Origin of the sequence: Methylophilus sp., from assembly GCF_035460085.1 — a bacterium.
Taxonomy (GTDB): Bacteria; Pseudomonadota; Gammaproteobacteria; order Burkholderiales; family Methylophilaceae; genus Methylophilus.
This window is the reverse complement of sequence record NZ_DATHWZ010000082.1, coordinates 50,276-68,178: the sequence shown is the minus strand read 5'-3', so window position 1 is coordinate 68,178 and position 17,903 is coordinate 50,276. Positions and strand designations below refer to the sequence as shown.

Here is a 17,903-nt window from a genome sequence, read left to right as displayed (position 1 = left end):
TTTTCTGAGGCTTCTACGCATTAAATGCGCTTCACCCAACTACAAACACCCACACTTATCAGTCATCCTAATTTTTAAAGAACAGGGCCACCAGGGCCTTCAACATCAACGCTTTGCGTCAACGAGGTGCGCATTATACAGCGCAATTTGCATCGGTCAAGCAGGAAATTTATTTCAATATAAAACGAATTAATTTGCTTGGTTGCGGGAACAGGATTTGAACCTGTGACCTTCGGGTTATGAGCCCGACGAGCTGCCAGACTGCTCCATCCCGCGTCCGAATCGACCAGTAAAACTTGTGTTGCGTCGAGAGGTGAGACTATAGCAAGGAATCAAACGACATGTCAACATAAAATCATAAAATTGTTACAGACAGATGTATAAACAATAACGCATCAAGAAATAAAAAACGCCGCTCGAGAGCAGCGTTTTTTAGGCAGCAGCCTGAATACAACTACTTGGCAGCACCGAATACTTTTTTGAGTAAGTTACTCGCTTGACCCATTGGGTCCTGTCGAATAGCGGCTTCCTCTTTCGCCACCATTAAATAAACACCATCCAGTGCTTTCTGGGTGACATATTGATTGATGTTGGCGTTTTCCTTTTTCACTACACCAAATTGGCTGCCCATTTCCGCATATTTATTATAAGTGTCGGCCAATTGCACGTTGGCAGTCGCCTTTTGCACGATAGGCAGAAATTTTGCAGCCATGTCAGTGGAAGTGGTTTTTTTGAAATATTGTGTTGCCGCATCTTGCGGGCCGGTAAGTATACCCTTCACGTCTGCCAGACTCATTTGCTTGATGGAGTTAACCAATAGTGTCTTGGCTTCTGGCACCGCTTGCTCAGCGGCTCGGTTCATTTTTAGCACAAGATCATCCGCCCGATCTCCCATGCCGACCATGCGCATGCCTTTTTCTATTTTCTTCAATGAATCAGGCAACGGAATCTTCACTTCTTTATTACCGAGGAAGCCATCTGTTGCACCAAGCACATCCACGGCTTTAGTTACACCCTGGTTAAGAGCCAGCTTGAGACCATCGTTTGTCTCTTTGTCACTTAAATTGCTAACAGCGGCATCGTTGCCCGTTGTGGAACTGCCCCTTACTTTATTGACAACATCGCCTAAGCCTTTGAGGTCAAGCGCCTGCGCGTTAGCAATCATCAAGCCGAATAATAATATGCATGCTGTTTTTTTCATTATGTCTCTCCGTCCAAAAGGCTAGTTCTAGTGTACCCATAAAGCACAAAGCAAGTCCATAAAGACTTGCTTTGTTGAAGCGCTACTTATTAGGAGGCTACACGAAAGAATCAGGCTTTAAACTGCTCAACCTTCCAGATACGATTTGCATATTCGCCTATGGTACGGTCACTGGAGAATTTCGCCATCCGCGCTACATTCAAAATCGCCACGCGTGACCATGCATCTTCATCCTGATACAAGGCGGCCACTTTATCCTGTGCCTCGACATAAGCCGAGTAATCTGCCAGCAATAAGTAATGGTCTCCTTTTTGCAATAAGGTTTCCACAATCGCCTGATAGCGGCCACGTTCACCGACTGAAAAGAATCCGTTTCCTATCATGTCGATGACCTGCTTGAGCTCAGGATTGCCGTTGTAATAATCCCATGGGTTATAACCATTCGCTTTAATCTGAGCCACTTCGGGTGTAGTCAAACCGAAAATAAAGATATTCTCGTCACCTACCTCCTCTTTAATTTCGACATTGGCACCATCCAGCGTACCTATGGTCAGCGCACCATTCAGCGCCATTTTCATATTACCGGTGCCGCTGGCTTCAGTACCAGCGGTGGAAATCTGCTCAGATAAGTCCGCACCAGGGAAGAGGATCTCTGCGGCGCTCACTTCATAGTTTGGATAGAAGACCACTTTCAGCTGATCGCCCACTACCGGATCATTATTAATAAGCGTCGCGACATCATTAATTAAGCGGATGATTAGCTTGGCCAGCCAGTAACCCGGTGCTGCTTTACCGGCAAAAATCACCACGCGCGGTGTCTGGTTGTGTCCCTGGCCATTGCGGATGCGGTTATACAAAGTAATCACATGCAGCACGTTCAATAACTGACGTTTGTATTCATGAATCCGCTTGATCTGCACGTCAAAAATCGCCTGCGGATTAATGGCAACGCCGGTTTTCTGCAGTATTTTGTATGCAAGCCGTTGCTTATTGGCGACCTTTACTTCGCGGAAAGCTTTCCTGAAAGCGGCATCATCGGCAAAAGGCTCAATTTTTTTAATCAGGCTAAGGTCTTTCTGGAAACCGGTACCTATATGCTTGATTAACAGCTCAGTCAGCAAAGGATTACATTGGTTGAGCCAGCGGCGCGGTGTAATGCCGTTGGTCACATTGGTAAATTTGCCAGGATAGATTCTATTGAAGTCGGCAAATAAGGTGGTTTTCAATAACTCGCTATGTAACGCAGCGACACCATTGACGGTATGGCTGCCGACCACGGCCAAATGCGCCATGCGAACGCGGCGGCCATTGCCCTCATCAATAATAGAAACACGGCTGAGCAAATCGCTATCGCCGGGGAAATGCTGGTTCACCATTTGCAGGAAGCGGTGGTTGATTTCATAAATGATTTCCAGGTGACGTGGCAACAGTGATGAAAACAAATCCACTGACCAGGTTTCAAGTGCTTCCGGCATCAGGGTATGGTTGGTGTAGGCGAATATTTGTGTGACCAGATTCCACGCTTTTTCCCATGGCAGATGATAAAGATCTATCAGTTGATACATCATTTCAGCCACTGCAATTGCAGGATGTGTATCGTTTAACTGGATAGCGATTTTTTGCGGCAAGGTTTCCCAATCCGGATTGTGCGTGATAAACCGGTGCAGGATATCCTGCGTAGAGGCAGATACAAAAAAGTATTGCTGTTTTAAGCGTAACTCTTTACCAGATTCAGACGCGTCATTAGGATATAGAACCTGAGAAATGGTCTCCGCCCCATGACGGCCTTCGACAGATTTATCGTAGTTACCCTGATTAAACGATGTCAGATCAAACTCTTTAGCGGCTTTAGCAGACCACAAACGTAGATTATTAACCGTTTGTGTGCCATAACCCGGCACAGGGACATCATACGGCATGGCCACTACGCTGGCGGTATCTATCCAATGCCGCTCATTGCCACGCTCGGTATGTACCTGCACAACGCGGCCATAAAACTTCACTTCGCAAGTATGCTCAGGTCGCTGCACCTCCCAGATATTCTGGTAGCGCAACCAGTTGTCAGGGTTTTCCACCTGCTGACCACCCTCAATACTTTGCCTGAACATGCCATAATCATAGCGTATGCCATACCCGGTAGCGGGAATGTCCATGGTGGCCATCGAGTCCACGAAACATGCAGCCAGCCTGCCCAAACCGCCGTTACCGAGTGCAGCATCCGGCTCCATCTCGGCCACACCTTCCATTTGCTGGCCGATTTCTTGCAAACCATCGCTTAATTCCGGTGCAACGCCCAGATTTAGTGCCGCATTTGAGAGCATGCGCCCGATCAAAAACTCCAGTGAGAGATAATAAACCCGTTTGGTATTCGCATCCCGATAAGCATCCCGCGTGGTCACCCAGCGGCTCATCAGGTGATCACGCACGGTAAAGGCAGCGGTTTGATACCAGTCACGGGTAGTAGCCCAGGAGTCAGACTTGCCTATTGAGAAGGTTAAATGATTGCGTAGCGCCTGTGGTATCGGTAATTGTTCAAGCAAAAATTCTTCGGCGTTATGGATAGTTTCTTTTTTTTTGGTCTTGCTATGTGTGGATTTGGCATTGGTGGCCATGCATCTTCCCCTCGAATAAACAATAACGGATGTGATTGTCTAGATTTAAAAAGCAAAAAACAAGCCTGTCAGTGGCTATTGCGCTTTATGACAAAAAGCCACCGCGAAGGTGCCATGGCTTTTATTATAAATTACGATAAATACAATTTTGATGACTAGCAGTACTTTTACGCTCCGGATGCCATGAGGAAAATCAAAGGTTTACTGTTGGAAAAACCAAACCTCATTATTTGGAATTGTTTATATTAAGATTTAAAAATATAAAACCCGCTTACGCGGGCTTTATATTCAATGCTGATTCAGATTGATATAGTCATTACAAAATCAGGCTGTTCATACGTTTCACAAAACTGGCCGGGTCTTCCAACTGACCACCTTCAGCTAATAATGCCTGGTCAAACAGCACATGTGCGTAATCGGCGAATCTCGCGTCATCGGTTTCTGCTTTGAGTTTCTCAACGAGTCTGTGCGCCGGGTTGACTTCCAGAATAGGCTTACTCTCTGGCGCTTGCTGACCGGCCGCTTTGAGGATACGTGCCAGGTTGCCTGAAAGATCATGCTCACCCGCCACCAGGCAGGCTGGCGAATCGGTGAGGCGATGCGTCACTTTGACTTCTTTCACCGTGTCACCAAGCGCAGTCTTGATACGCTCTACCAGGTCTTTAGCATTTTCTTCAACCTGCTTTTGGGCCTCTTTATCGGCCTCATCTTCCAGCTTACCCAGATCCAGGTCACCTTTGGCGATCGATTGCAGCTTTTTCCCTTCAAACTCGGTCAGGCTGCCCAGCAACCATTCATCAACCTTGTCTGACATCAACAATACCTCAATGCCTTTTTTGCGGAAGATTTCGAGATGCGGAGAATTTTTGGCAGCGGCAAATGTATCGGCAGTGATGTAATAAATCACTTCCTGCTCAGCTTTCATGCGGCCAATATAATCTTTAAGTGACACATTCTGCGTTTCACTATCGGCATGGGTAGAAGCAAAACGCAGTAAGCCGGCAATCTTGTCCTTATTGGCAACATCTTCGCCTGGGCCTTCTTTCAGCACGCGGCCAAACTCGTTCCAGAACTTGTTGTAGTCTTCGGGTTTATTTTCTGCGATGTCTTCCAACAGGCTTAATACTTTTTTCACCGAGCCATTTTTGATGGCTTCCACATCACGACTGTCCTGCAAGATTTCACGCGAAACGTTCAATGGCAGATCTGCAGAATCAATCACGCCACGCACAAAACGCAGGTATTGAGGCATCAGCTTTTCTGCATCCTCCATAATGAATACACGCTTCACATACAGTTTGATCCCCTGGCGGCGCTCGCGGTCATACAAGTCAAACGGCGCCTTACCCGGCACATATAACAGCGAAATATACTCCTGCTTGCCCTCTACGCGGCTGTGCGTATAGGCCAGCGGGTTCTCATAATCATGCGAAACGTGCTTGTAAAACTCGTTGTATTCCTCTTCAGTGATGTCGCTTTTGCTACGCGCCCACAACGCTGACGCTTTGTTGATGGTTTCATCCTCATCGGTAGCTACCATCTGCCCGCCTTCGCCATTCTCGCCATCTTTCCATTCGGATTTTTTCATCACAATAGGCAAAGTGATATGGTCAGAATATTTGCGGACGATGGTTTTCAGTTTCCAGTCATTCAGGAACACCTCTTCACCTTCGCGAAGATGCAGGATAACTTCGGTGCCACGCCCTGCTTTTTCAGTTGCTTCAATCGTGAAATCGCCTTCACCACCTGATTCCCATTTGATCGCTTCAGTTTCGCCAGCGCGACGAGTAATCAGCGTGACTTTGTCAGCGATGATAAAACTGGAGTAAAACCCAACCCCGAATTGACCAATCAGATTGGCATCTTTGGCCTGGTCGCCAGTCAGGTTCTGGAAAAATTCTTTAGTACCGGATTTGGCAATCGTACCGATGTTATTGATCACCTCTTCGCGGCGCATGCCAATGCCATTGTCAGAAATGGTCAGCGTGCGTGCGTCTTTATTAAACGAAACATTGATCTTTAATTCACTGTCGTTTTCGTACAGGCTGCCATTCGAGATTGCTTCGAAGCGCAGTTTGTCTGCTGCATCAGAAGCGTTAGAGATTAATTCACGCAATACGATTTCTTTGTTGCTATACAGTGAGTGAATCATCAACTGCAGCAACTGTTTAACCTCGGCCTGAAAGCCCATGGTTTGTTTAGAAGGCGATTCTGCTGTCGCTGTCGTCATAACGGTTTCTCCAAATAACGTGGTTACACAAAAATTTTTGTTTAGATGGGGAAAAGAAAACCGTTTTTCAAGAGGGGAAATAGCTGTCGGAATAAATCAAAAGGTTAACTGACGATTAAAACATATGCCTGTGTTTCATATTCGCAAGCTGAATGACCGTTTCATAGGCTTGCTTGGCGATTTAAAAATCGCCTGCCAGCATACTTCTTGCTAGAGTTTTAGCAAAAGGCAATGTCAGTAACAAGGAGTGGATCATGAATATTTTTCACACTTTAATTGAGCAAATGCAGGTCATGCAGTTGCCGCTCACCGCAGTCACCCTGACCGCTGTACCCCGAGCGGATACCCCCTTATTGTTAATGCTGCATTGGCATGGGTTCCGCAAACAGCCAACGGCAGCCTTGCCTATGCTAAAACCGATACTTCAACCAGTGCCAGGCTCAGCCTTGCAGATCAATGATCGATGGCGGCAACCGGAAATGGTGGAAGAAGCCGTGCTGGATGCTGCATGGCAATTAGGTGCCTGGGACGTGCAACGCGAAGAGCATCGTGCCTGCACCTATATTGGTGCAAGTGACCAGGAAGCACTGGCATGTAAACAGGCGTTCGGCAAATATGATGAAGAACTGGAAAGCGATTTGCTCGTAAGTGAAGCCCCGGACCGGGATGAAATGTTACAGCTGGGTGCCAAAGTTGGGTATATCCGCTGGCAATTCAGGCCTGTGAATGGCGGTGTCTGGCAATCGACGGCGGAGGATGATACGTTGCTGGAGGATGGTCGGCGAATCCCGCCATGCCCGATACGACCTTTGGCGTTGAAGGGAGGGATAATGAGTACCACCGCATTTCGGTTGGGACAGGTTAACAGGATTATTTTGTTGAAATAGGTTTTGTCTAGTGGCCGGTTGCGTTGGAATTTGCTTTTCACTAAGGGTTAACGCTTATTAATTGTAAGATTGTTTTCGCCTGCAGGCGAAAAGGAATGGTTAACTCCCAAAGAAATACCAATTAAAATCTTCAGTAAGTGCGACCCTTGTTCTCTATTGTAACTAAGCTGAACATGAACCTGGCCTGGATTGCGGCCTACTTCGGAATGACGAATTGGTGTAGCACGCTACCGCTTTAGCAAAATCAGCCACTACGGTGTCCATCTCAACCCAATCGACAACCATTGGCTCTCATTATCCCCATTCACCTGCTGCCCAATCGTTCCATCAATCTGGAACACCTCCGGCACCAGCGAATAACGTACCCCCAGCTGATAAAATGGATTCTGTGAATTATCGCCGAACACTTCCGCAATGCCTTTAAACGCCCCTCCTAGCTTAAACTCCGCGCCCAAGCCCATATTGGCTTTAAGTTCAGATGCCTGCTTGTCACGCAACATCCCGATATTCAAATGCACGATCACATCATCATCGCTTAGCGAAAAAGATACCGGCACATAAAAATAAGTATTGCCCAGTTGATTGGGGCCCGGCTGGATATCCGTGTGCTTGACATGACCCGCCGCCAAACCCCAACCCCAGCCATTGGTTTCCAGGGGCTTGAACAAGGTTTTGAATTGCAGTATCCAGTCTTCGGTACGATAGTTCTCGTCTTGATTATGGTAAACACCGCCACCGAATGTGATCTCAAAGTTTTCACCTAAATTACAAGCGGGCAACGCCCATGCTTCCCGTCCACCTTCATAAGCACGCACCCAGCTCTCCAATTGGCAACTATGAGCATTGGTGAGGCGCGCGTCATCGGTGACCAACGGGCGTGCTGCATAACCACTGAGTGGCAAGCACAGCGCTAATATCAGGGCTATATAGATGAGGATATTTTTTTGCATTTTTTGGGTTTTATTATATTTTCGAGCCGTGACAGTTTGATGAAATCGTCTGTTTTCATGCATGCGTTTTTCATATTACTTTTGCGTCACATTAGTTTCACTGGCCTATGCCAATATAACGATTTATACTGTTTGCAAGACTTGTCCACCGAGACAAATCATGACGGAGGCAATGATGGCAAATATCGAGGTGACCGAAACGAGTCCATACTCTTTTTCAGTGACGGTTCACGGGGCACACATCACCACGCATCAAGTCAGTGTTAAACCGGATTATGCAGAACAGCTATTAAGCACGCCGAATACTATCACCGAACTAGTGGCGGCTTCGTTCAATTTTTTACTCGATCGCGAATCGAATACCAGTATTTTGAGAAGTTTTGATTTAAGTGTGATTGAGCGCTATTTTCCTGAATATCCCAAGGTCATTTCCCGTTATATAAAGTAATTTCTTCAGTGGTATCGCATGCTAACTATTACCCAAGACACCCAACTCGCAGCTGTAGACCTGGGCTCCAACAGTTTCCGGCTTGAAATTGGCCGTGTGGTCGACGGGCAGATTCTGCGCGTGGATTATTTAAAAGAGGCGGTACGCCAGGGAGGCGATCTGGATGAAGATCGTAACCTGAAGCCTGAAGCAATCGAACGCGGGCTGAAATGCCTGGCGCGGTTTGGTGAGCGTTTAAAGGGTTTCCCTGCTGAACATGTGCGTGCGGTTGCGACGCAAACGCTAAGGGAAGCCACCAATAGCGCGGATTTTATCAAGCAGGCACAGAAAGTACTGGGTTACCCGATAGAGATCATTTCCGGAGTGGAAGAGGCGCGCCTGATTTACCAGGGAGTCAGCCGTATGCTGCCGCAATCGGATGAGAAACGCCTGGTCATTGATATTGGCGGCCGCTCGACAGAATTTATCCTCGGCCAGCATTTCAAGGCCAATGTCACTGAATCGTTGCGGCTGGGCTCAGTCGGCTGGTCACAAAAATATTTTGCGGATGGCCTGCTAAGTGAACGCAATTTTGAACGTGCGGAAATCGCAGCCGAATCCATCATTGATATGATTGCCAGCCGCTACAACGGAAACTGGCAGGTCGCGTACGGTGCCTCGGGCACGGTGGGTGCCGTGGCCGATGTGCTGGCTGGCTCAGGATTCTCTGCTGAAAAAATCGAACGTAGCCAGCTGGAGTGGTTAAAGCAAACGCTGATCAAAGCCAAAACGCCTGATCGCCTGAATATGGAAGGCTTGAAGGATGACAGACGTGCAGTGATCGGTGGCGGCCTTGCGATTTTGACAGCCGTATTTGACACGCTGAATATCGACAGCATGATGGTGGCTAACGGCGCGCTGCGCCACGGCGTGCTCTACGACATTTTAAGCCCGTCCGATGCCACTGAAGATTTGCGTTCGGCCTCGATTGCCCGGTTATGCAAACAATTTGGGGTGGAGTTGGAGCATGGGCAGAATGTCAGCAAAGTGGCTCTGCATTTTTATGATGCGATGCAAGCTTGTGACACGCAAAAGCCTCTGCTCCAATGGGCGGCGCTGTGCCATGAAATTGGCTGGGCCATTTCCCATACCGACTGTAACAAACATGGCGCTTATATATTAGATAATACCGAGCTGATGGGCTTTGCCCAGAGTGAGTTACATACAATCAGCCTGCTGGTACTGGGGCATCAGGGTAAGCTGCGTAAATTGCCGGCAGATTTCGATAACCAGGACCTGGTTTGCCAGTTGATGGCATTGCGGCTAGCGGTAATCTTCTGCCATTCCCGCCGATTACCAGGGTTAAAGCATTTGCAGCTAGTGCATGAAAAGCAGCAGTTTACGTTAGTACTGACTACACAATGGGTCAGTCAGCACCCGCAAACGCATTACCTGCTAGAAGAAGAGTGCCAGTTATGGCAAAAACTCGGCTGGCAGCTTGAAGCGCAATATGATTAAAAACGGGCCTAAGAGGCCCGTTTTTTTGTGCAAAATTACCTGTATTTATTAAATATACCGCAGATTAATCTTTTTTCTTTTTAGATTGTTTTTCATCTTCTTCACGCAACTTGGCAACCTTATCGCGCCACTCGTTCAATTGTTCATCTTCAATTTCAAGTTGCAAAGCCAGCGCTTCTTCCTGAGTCAGTTTTTCTTTGATAAACCGCTTTGGCAATTTCCCACCCATACGCGACAATACACGCTCAGCCTCTGCCGGGCTTAGTTGCTGGACTCTTTCCAGGTAGTCTGGATTTAACTTGTCTTTCATATTGCTCCCTTTGTCTTAGTACTCAGCCTGTCACCAGGCATGGCTAACTGTTTTGCAAAACCCAGTCGGTAACCGGATTCCACTGTGCGATGTCTATCTCTTTCAGAGACCCAGACAATTCAAAAATACTTAATCCTTCTTCAGCCGCGGTGACGTATATCTGGGACGATCGCAACATGGACAAGACGGCGAAACCCGATTCATCCATAAAGGTCAGTAACCGCTCGGCAGATTTGGTACGCGGCATTACGCGAATGCCCACGAGGCCGACAAATGTCTTGTGCTTGCGCACGGCTTTTTCTTCGGCCAGCAAACTCAGGAAATCCTGGGTGGCGCCAATATCAAAAGCGGAAGGGGCGATCGGGACCAGTATTAAATCGGTCTCGGTCACCGCATCAGAAATTTTCTTGTCGCGCAAACCACCGGGAGAATCGGTAATCACCCAGCCTGCTTTTTGCAAAGCGGATTTGCCGAGGTCTTCGGCATTGAAAACAGTCGCTACATGCTTTGGACGGCGTGCCAGCCAGGAAGCTGACGATTGCTGGCGATCAATATCTTCCAGCACAACCTTGTGCCCCAATTGCGCCAGATATCCAGCAAGATTGGTGGCGAGCGTTGTTTTACCACTGCCGCCTTTGGTATTTGCCACCAATACCCTGCGCATCTCAATGCTCCCCGTTTGAAGGTGTTGAATTTTGTCATGAAATACAGACTCTATGACACCACAACAATATGAAATTTTTATGACAATTGACGCAAAATGAAAACGGTATAAACTGTTTTTACGCAAAAATAAACAGGAGATCAACATGGCCACTAAACCGGCAGCCAAACCTACGGCGACAAGCAAGCCAGTCGCAGCGAAAACCCCTGCATCAGGCAACACGATCAAACCAGCAATTGCCAAATCTGCAACGGCTGTTTCTGCAGCTAAACCAGCTTCCAAACCGACCGCTAAAGTGGCTACAAAACCGGCAGCAACAGCTCCTAAAAAAGCAGCGCCAGCCGCTCAAAAACCACTGGCAAAAGTGGCAAGCAACCCAGCATCAGCGGGCAGTAAAACTGTAGCAGCTGAGAAACCTAAAGCGCCTAAAGTCAAAATGGAACGCGATAGCTTTACCATGCCTAAAGACGAATATGCTCAAATTGCGGCATTGAAGAAACGTCTGGAAGGCGCTGGCAAAGCAGTGAAGAAAAGTGAGCTATTACGCGCTGGTCTGAAACTGCTGTCTGGCCTTGATGACACAAAACTGAAAGCAGCATTGGCGACAGTTCCTACCATTAAAACTGGCAGGCCAAAGAAATAACTTCTTAATGATTTGATTTTTAAAAATCGAATCAAGTTTGGATTGAAGAGGTAGCTCAACAGATATATTGAGCTACCTCTTTCAGTTTTACGTTTACGAAAAAACAATCACCTTGAGCCAAGTCGACGTGCACCAACCATAAACCTGGTAGACAACGACTGGTTATTCCACCAAGTCTGGCGACTGCACACTGTAGAGTTTGTAAGGCGGGCCGGACTTCGGCAACCGTAACCACCAGATAGCGCCTTTTTTAATACTCAGTTGTGTATCTTCCATACCCAGACATTGGGCGGCTAACTCACCTATCCAAGGCTGATGCCCGACCAGCATGATATGCTCAAACGGGCTCTGCTCAAGCAATTGCACAATAGGCTGCAAAGGCCGCTCAGGAGCGAGGCGGTTTTCCTCTTGCCAACCCTCACCCCAATAAGCGACGGTTTCCTGTGTCCGCAATGCCGGACTGACCAAGGCATAGGTTTGTTTAGGCAGGTATTTCTTCAGCCAAGCCGCCATTTGTTTTGCCTGCTTGTGGCCTTTTTTTGTCAGGGCACGCTCAAGGTCAGAATGACCATGGAGCAAGTCTTCCGCTTCTGCATGACGCCATAAAATCAGGTTACGTACCGCCATCTCGCAGATCCTATAATGAATGATATTGTTTTAACAATATCTGCTGGCAGGACTGCAATGGCACATCGCCTGCTGATTCGCGCACGGCTTTATACACACCCTGCTCAGTCAACTCCCAAGCATCGAGATTGTCATCGAGGTATAACTGCAACCCTTCCTGCATAATGCGCAGCTGCATTTTAGGGTCAGTGATAGGCCACGCCAGCTCGACACGGCGTATCATATTGCGGCTCATCCAATCGGCGCTAGAAAGCCACATGTGCACCTGCCCGTCCAGGTTGAAATAAAACACACGGGAATGCTCCAGCAGGCGCCCGACGATAGACCTGACACGGATGCGGCCTTTGATCGCTGGCAAATCTACCGGCAGTATGCAGGCGCCACGGATAATCAGGTCAATTTCCACACCAGCAGCAGCGGCTTTGATCAGGGCTTCGGTCAATGGAATATCGGTCAGCGCATTCATTTTGGCGATGACGCGTGCCGGCTTGCCTTGCTTTGCCAGGCGTTGCGCTTTACCCAATTGTTTGATCATGCCTGAGTGCAAAGTAAATGGCGCCACCAGCAAATGTCGCATGCGAGGTAATGGCAACTCGCTAGTCAAATGACGGAACAGGGCTTCCATTTCTTTGGTCAAGTCAGGGTTTGCGGTCAGCATGCTCCAGTCGGTATACAAACGTGTGGTTTTGGGATTGTAGTTTCCGGTCGACAAATGCCCGTAGCGATGGATGCTTTTCCCTTCGCGACGCATGATCAATAACATCTTGGCATGGGTTTTAAGGCCGACCACGCCATACACCACCTGCGCGCCTACGGCTTCCAGCGCTTCTGCCCAGTTGATATTGGCTTCTTCATCGAAACGGGCTTTGAGCTCAACCACTACCAGCACTTCTTTACCGCGACGTACCGCTTCCTGCAACAATGACAGCATGCGGGGATCCGCGCCGGTGCGGTAAATAGTCATGCGGATAGCCAGCACATGCTCATCTTTGACCGCTTCTTCCAGCAGCTGGATCACTACATCAAAACTTTCGTAAGGCTGGTGTATCAGTAAATCGCGCTCGCGCATTTGCGCCAGCAATAAAATATTCTTATTGATGTGTTTAGGCCATTGCGGCTGGAAAGAAGTGAATTTGAGATGGTCGCCTTTTGCCATGTCCGGCAACTGTATCAGGCGGCCCAAATTGACCGGCCCATTCACGCGATAGAGCGCAAGTGCCGGCAAGTTAAACTGTTTGAGCAGGAACTCAGCCAGCGCATCGTCACACTCATGCGTGACTTCCAGGCGCACTGCTTTACCGTATTGGCGATGTGCAAGCTCTTCACGCAAAGCCATGCGCAAATTGCTAACATCATCCTCATCGACTTCAAGGTCACTGTTGCGGGTGACACGGAACTGCGAGAAGTGCAGGATTTTTGCCCCGGCAAACAGCACATGCAAGTTCGAGCGAATAATACTGGTCAGCGACACAAAACACTGCTGGCCTTTACTAATGTTATTAGGCAGTTGCAGCAGGCGCGGCACTACGCGGGGCACGCGCACGATGGCAATTTTTTCTTCTTTATCTATCTCAATGCGGACAATGAAATTAAGTGATTTATTAGCGACCTGGGGGAAAGGATGCGACGGATCGAGAGACACCGGCATCAGGAATGGCAACACTTCACGTTTGAAGTAATTGGTCACCCAACTCATTTGCTCGGGGGTGCGCACGTTGCCGGAAACCAGGTGTATCGCTTGCTCAGCCAGCGCTGGCATCAATGCATCGTTAAATAACTCATATTGTTTTGCTACCAGCGCATGTGCCATGCTGGCAATTTGTTCGCAACCACTGGCGGTGACCGGGCCATGCGTCACGCCTTGCTGGTGCGCTTCCATTTGCAAAGGCATGCGCACTTCAAAAAATTCATCCAGGTTATTGGAGACGATGCATAAAAAGCGTAGTCGTTCCAACAGGGGGTAATCTTCGCGTTGCGCCAGGGATAGTACGCGCGCATTAAAACTGAGGATACTGAGGTCTCGGTCTAGTAGAACAGAGGGGTTATTTTTCATGTCGACTATTGTAGCGCTTGGCGGTCAGCCATTTATGACAGTTTTATGAAATCATATGAATCGAAAAAAGAGGCAGTTACAACTGCTCTGTCTGCTTCAACCGTTGCCCGGCAAATGCCTTGATTGCAGATTGTTCGCTGGCCGTCATTTTTCCTAGATGTTGCACCATCAGGCGGGTGCGTTGATTACCGGCCAGCAATGTTTCATGCTTGATTAAAAATGCCCAATACAAAGTAGTGAACGGGCACGCAGCCTCACCGGTTTTCAGTTTCGGATCATAGCGGCAGTTTTGGCAATAATTGCTCATGCGCTGGATATACGCGCCACTGGCGACATAAGGCTTGCTGGTGAATCTGCCACCGTTGGCATACAACGCCATGCCCGCCACATTCGGCAGCTCCACCCACTCCACAGCATCTACATAGACAGCCAAAAACCAGTCTGCGACCTGCTGTGGTGACAATTCAGCCAAAGTTGAAAACAAGCCTATCACCATCAAGCGCTGGATATGGTGCGCATATCCGGTTTCCAGGGTTTGGCCTATACATTGCGACAGGCATTGCATCTGGGTTTGCCCGGTCCAAAACCATGCTGGCAAATCACGTTCATGCTTGAAATAGTTGGCTGACTTTAATGCCGGCATTTCCAGCCAATAGACACCACGGACAAATTCTCGCCAACCCAGTATCTGCCTGACAAAGCCCTCAACGCTGGCAAGGGACGCAAGACCTTGCTGATAAGCCAGCTGGGCAGCAGCGATGACTTCTCGCGGATTCAATAACTTAAGATTCAGCGCCGAGGCCAGCAGTGAATGCCATAAGTAAGGGCTGTCTTGCCACATGGCGTCTTGGTAAGTGCCAAACTGCGGTAATTTTTCTGCTATAAAATGCGAGAGCAGTTTAAGTGCCTGCGCACGTTTCACCGGCCATGGAAACTCATCAAGTTTGCCGGGATGTTCGGGAAAACGTTTTTTGACTAGTGCGATGACCGATTGAGTGAGCGCGTCGGGTGCAAACCTTGGCGATGGCTTTAAATCTTGCGGACCTTCTTTACCTAAATGTTCCCGGTTTTGCTTGTCATAGTTCCAATCACCGCCGGCTGGTGCGTCACCTTTCATCAACACGTTATATTTCTTGCGCATGCCACGGTAAAAATTTTCCATACGCAAAGAATTGCCTTTTTGCCCCTCTGCCCAGCGCTGGAACTGCGGAATACTGCACATATAATGCGTGTCCTGAAGAACGTCCAGCGCTATATCATGTTTCTTGGCTGTGGTCTGTAATGCCTCAAATACACGCCAATCGCCCGGCTCGCACACTCGCAAACCAGCCGGCTGATGCTGCTTCAACATGGCTCGCCACACCGCAGCCAGGTCCGGGTAATCGTGTGATTCGAGCTTGAAATAGGTAAGCGGGAAATGCTTTGCTTGCAAAGCTTCGGCAAAGTGGCGCATGGCGGACAAAAACAAAGTTATCCGTTGCCGATGCGACCACACGTGCGTACTTTCCTGCATGACTTCTGCCATCACAATATGATCCTGGGATGGATCAAATTCTTGCAGGGCGGGATTATCCAGTGTGAGCTGGTCCCCCAAGATGATGACAAGGTTTCTCATGCCGCTGTCAATTTTGCTTGCCGACGGCAACGCTCGGAACAGAATTTAACGGAGTTCCAGTTATTTAACCAGGATTTACGCCAGGTCATTTCCCTGCCGCATTGCTGGCAGGGTTTACTGGGTAAGTGACTTTTGTTGCCTTTGAACGTGGAGGTCATGCCACATAGACTGGCGCAGACCTGCTTGATTCCTGTAACGCTTGTTTTTGCTGGTAACAACGACTGGCGGTTTTGCAGATATCCACAAAATCTTCTGCGACCAAGGCCGCACGTCCCAGCAGGCCCCCATCGATATCCGGCATCAGCAACAGGCTCTCGGCATTTTTAGGCCCCATACTGCCACCGTACAAAATACGTATCTGTTCAGCAAACTCCCGGTCACGTTCGGCAATCATCATGCGGATGAAGGCGTGCATGCGCTGTGCCTGTTCCGGCGTGGCATGTTCGCCGGTACCGATCGCCCACACCGGCTCATAGGCAATCACCATATTCAATTTTTTTGCCAGCGCAAATGCATTGTCGTCCAGGCCATACACGACATTCAGCATCTGGTTACGCACAATTAACTCGGCCATGCCGCCGTCGCGCTCATCAAGCGTTTCACCGACACAGAAAATAGGGGTAAGTCCAGCATGCAAAGCATTAAGCAGGCGTTTGGTGGCTACCTGATTACTTTCCAGCTTTAACGCGCGACGTTCAGAATGACCGACGATGGTATAAGTGCAACCAAATTCGGCGACCATTTTTGCCGAGATGCAGGAGGTAAAAGCGCCTTCAGTAAATTGGCTGACATTTTGTGCGCCCCAGGCAATCGCGGAGCCTTGTAAAGCAGACTGCGCCTGATATAAGTAAACATAGGGCAGGCACACAGCCGCATCAACACCTTCAAGATGATGCAGTTCTTGTTTAAGCCTGTTGAGCAGGCCTTGATTTTCCAGCAAGCTGCCGTGCAGCTTCCAGTTACCGACAACTAATTTTTTGCGCATGATGACAACCTTTCTATCATGCCCCCTTGATTAGGATTATATTTTTTCTTTAAGAGCAAGCGGGTAAGTTGGATGATGTTTTCGGGTGCCAGTTAGGTGGCAACGTTATCATCTATGGCAGCTTTACCCAACAACCGTTCAATCATTTAATAAATGGCGGCCATTTTTTCCAGGGAAACCACTTTGATTTTACCTGCCTGGCCTGCACTGCCAAAGGCTTCAAAGCGCTCCTTACACAGCTGTTGTGCTGCGTTGGTTGCCTCCTTAAAATACCCTCTTGGATCAAACTCTTCCGGATGTTCGACAAAATATTCGCGAATGGCTGCTGTCATTGCGAGGCGGATATCCGTATCAATATTGACTTTGCGCACCCCGCTCTTGATGCCTTCCACGATTTGTGAAACCGGCACCCCATAGGTTTCCTTGATGTTACCGCCATAGTGCCGTATCCGTTCAAGAAACTCTTGCGGCACACTTGAAGAACCATGCATGACCAGATGCGTATTAGGAATTTTGGCGTGAATTTCCTGGATACGTTTAATGGATAAAGTGTCGGCTGATGGTGGACGAGTGAATTTGTAAGCGCCGTGGCTGGTACCAATCGCAATTGCCAGTGCATCGACCTTGGTCGCTTCAACAAACGCGGCTGCTTCATCCGGGTCGGTCAACAGCTGGGATTCATCCAGTTTTCCTTCGGCGCCCACACCATCCTCTTCGCCCGCCATGCCGGTTTCAAGTGATCCCAGTACACCTAATTCGCCTTCTACCGAGACACCCACTGCATGGGCAAACTCTACCACGCGCCGCGTCACATCCATGTTGTATTCATAACTGGCCGGCGTTTTATGATCTTCTTTTAACGATCCATCCATCATCACGCTGGAGAAGCCACTACGGATCGCCATCTGGCAAATTTTGGGAGAAGTACCGTGGTCCTGGTGCATACATACTGGAATATGCGGGAATTGTTCGATGGCTGCTTCGACCATCTTGCGCAAGAATGACTCGCCAGCATAGCCACGTGCCCCAGCCGAAGCCTGCAAAATCACCGCACTGTTTACTTCGTCAGCGGCTTTCATAATGGAGATAATCTGCTCCATGTTATTAATATTGAAAGCGGGATAGCCGTAACTATTTTCGGCAGCGTGATCGAGTAACTGCCTGAGGGAAATCAATGCCAT

Annotated in this window: 16 protein-coding genes and 1 tRNA gene; 4 read left to right on the top strand and 13 right to left on the bottom strand. The window is 48.6% G+C overall.

All coding sequences use genetic code 11. From position 1 onward, the window contains the following. Positions 1-199: 199 nt before the first annotated feature. From VK958_RS11700 to htpG, 4 genes are all read right to left on the bottom strand, one after another. A tRNA-Met gene (locus VK958_RS11700) sits at positions 200-276 on the bottom strand. 178 nt (positions 277-454) lie between these two features. Beyond that, entirely contained in the window at positions 455-1,201 is a 747-nt protein-coding gene (locus VK958_RS11695; protein ID WP_325241525.1) for a DUF4197 domain-containing protein, read from the bottom strand. 110 nt (positions 1,202-1,311) lie between these two features. Next, positions 1,312-3,813: a glycogen/starch/alpha-glucan phosphorylase gene (locus VK958_RS11690; protein ID WP_325241523.1), complete on the bottom strand. Its 2,502-nt coding sequence runs from the start codon at positions 3,811-3,813 to the stop codon at positions 1,312-1,314. 316 nt (positions 3,814-4,129) lie between these two features. Next, positions 4,130-6,043: a molecular chaperone HtpG gene (htpG, locus tag VK958_RS11685; RefSeq protein WP_325241521.1), complete on the bottom strand. Its 1,914-nt coding sequence runs from the start codon at positions 6,041-6,043 to the stop codon at positions 4,130-4,132. Positions 6,044-6,297: 254 nt separating this feature from the next. Here htpG and VK958_RS11680 point away from each other — a divergent pair, with 254 nt between their 5' ends. Continuing rightward, positions 6,298-6,930: a diguanylate cyclase gene (locus VK958_RS11680; protein ID WP_325241519.1), complete on the top strand. Its 633-nt coding sequence runs from the start codon at positions 6,298-6,300 to the stop codon at positions 6,928-6,930. Positions 6,931-7,181: 251 nt separating this feature from the next. On the opposite strand, the gene VK958_RS11675 is transcribed toward VK958_RS11680, so the two are convergent. After that, entirely contained in the window at positions 7,182-7,880 is a 699-nt protein-coding gene (locus VK958_RS11675) for a hypothetical protein (protein WP_325241517.1), read from the bottom strand. A gap of 175 nt (positions 7,881-8,055) precedes the next feature. On the opposite strand from VK958_RS11675, the gene VK958_RS11670 reads away from it, so the two are divergent. Together VK958_RS11670 and ppx are read left to right on the top strand one after the other, a co-directional pair. Beyond that, positions 8,056-8,328 (top strand): hypothetical protein, encoded by a 273-nt coding sequence (locus tag VK958_RS11670; RefSeq protein ID WP_325241515.1) that lies wholly within the window; start codon positions 8,056-8,058, stop codon positions 8,326-8,328. Between the two features lie 18 nt (positions 8,329-8,346). Then, entirely contained in the window at positions 8,347-9,825 is a 1,479-nt protein-coding gene (ppx, locus tag VK958_RS11665; protein WP_325241513.1) for an exopolyphosphatase, read from the top strand. 64 nt (positions 9,826-9,889) lie between these two features. Here the strand turns inward: ppx and VK958_RS11660 are convergent, their stop codons facing one another. Together VK958_RS11660 and VK958_RS11655 are read right to left on the bottom strand one after the other, a co-directional pair. Further along, on the bottom strand, positions 9,890-10,135 hold the full coding sequence (locus tag VK958_RS11660) for a hypothetical protein (protein ID WP_325241511.1): 246 nt from the start codon (positions 10,133-10,135) through the stop codon (positions 9,890-9,892). Positions 10,136-10,178: 43 nt separating this feature from the next. Continuing rightward, positions 10,179-10,799, bottom strand: coding sequence for a ParA family protein (locus VK958_RS11655; RefSeq protein WP_325241509.1), 621 nt, complete (start codon positions 10,797-10,799; stop codon positions 10,179-10,181). Between the two features lie 145 nt (positions 10,800-10,944). Between VK958_RS11655 and VK958_RS11650 the strand changes: the two genes are divergently transcribed. Beyond that, on the top strand, positions 10,945-11,442 hold the full coding sequence (locus tag VK958_RS11650) for a hypothetical protein (protein ID WP_325241507.1): 498 nt from the start codon (positions 10,945-10,947) through the stop codon (positions 11,440-11,442). A gap of 162 nt (positions 11,443-11,604) precedes the next feature. Here the strand turns inward: VK958_RS11650 and VK958_RS11645 are convergent, their stop codons facing one another. From VK958_RS11645 to fba, 6 genes are all read right to left on the bottom strand, one after another. Next, positions 11,605-12,069, bottom strand: a complete 465-nt coding sequence (locus tag VK958_RS11645) for a SixA phosphatase family protein (RefSeq protein ID WP_325241505.1) — start codon at positions 12,067-12,069, stop codon at positions 11,605-11,607. A gap of 10 nt (positions 12,070-12,079) precedes the next feature. Continuing rightward, positions 12,080-14,122 carry a polyphosphate kinase 1 gene (gene ppk1 / locus VK958_RS11640; protein WP_325241503.1) on the bottom strand — a complete coding sequence of 681 codons (2,043 nt, stop codon included), beginning with the start codon at positions 14,120-14,122 and terminating at the stop codon, positions 12,080-12,082. A 76-nt stretch (positions 14,123-14,198) separates the two neighbouring features. Further along, positions 14,199-15,737, bottom strand: a complete 1,539-nt coding sequence (locus VK958_RS11635; RefSeq protein ID WP_325241501.1) for a cryptochrome/photolyase family protein — start codon at positions 15,735-15,737, stop codon at positions 14,199-14,201. After that, positions 15,734-15,826 carry a DUF2256 domain-containing protein gene (locus VK958_RS11630; protein WP_325241499.1) on the bottom strand — a complete coding sequence of 31 codons (93 nt, stop codon included), beginning with the start codon at positions 15,824-15,826 and terminating at the stop codon, positions 15,734-15,736. The genes VK958_RS11635 and VK958_RS11630 overlap by 4 nt, the downstream gene beginning before the upstream one ends. A 65-nt stretch (positions 15,827-15,891) precedes the next feature. Beyond that, a complete protein-coding gene (gene tpiA, locus VK958_RS11625; RefSeq protein WP_325241497.1) occupies positions 15,892-16,722 on the bottom strand; it encodes a triose-phosphate isomerase in 831 nt (276 codons plus the stop codon). Positions 16,723-16,868: 146 nt separating this feature from the next. Further along, positions 16,869-17,903, bottom strand: coding sequence for a class II fructose-bisphosphate aldolase (fba, locus tag VK958_RS11620; protein WP_055827484.1), 1,035 nt, complete (start codon positions 17,901-17,903; stop codon positions 16,869-16,871).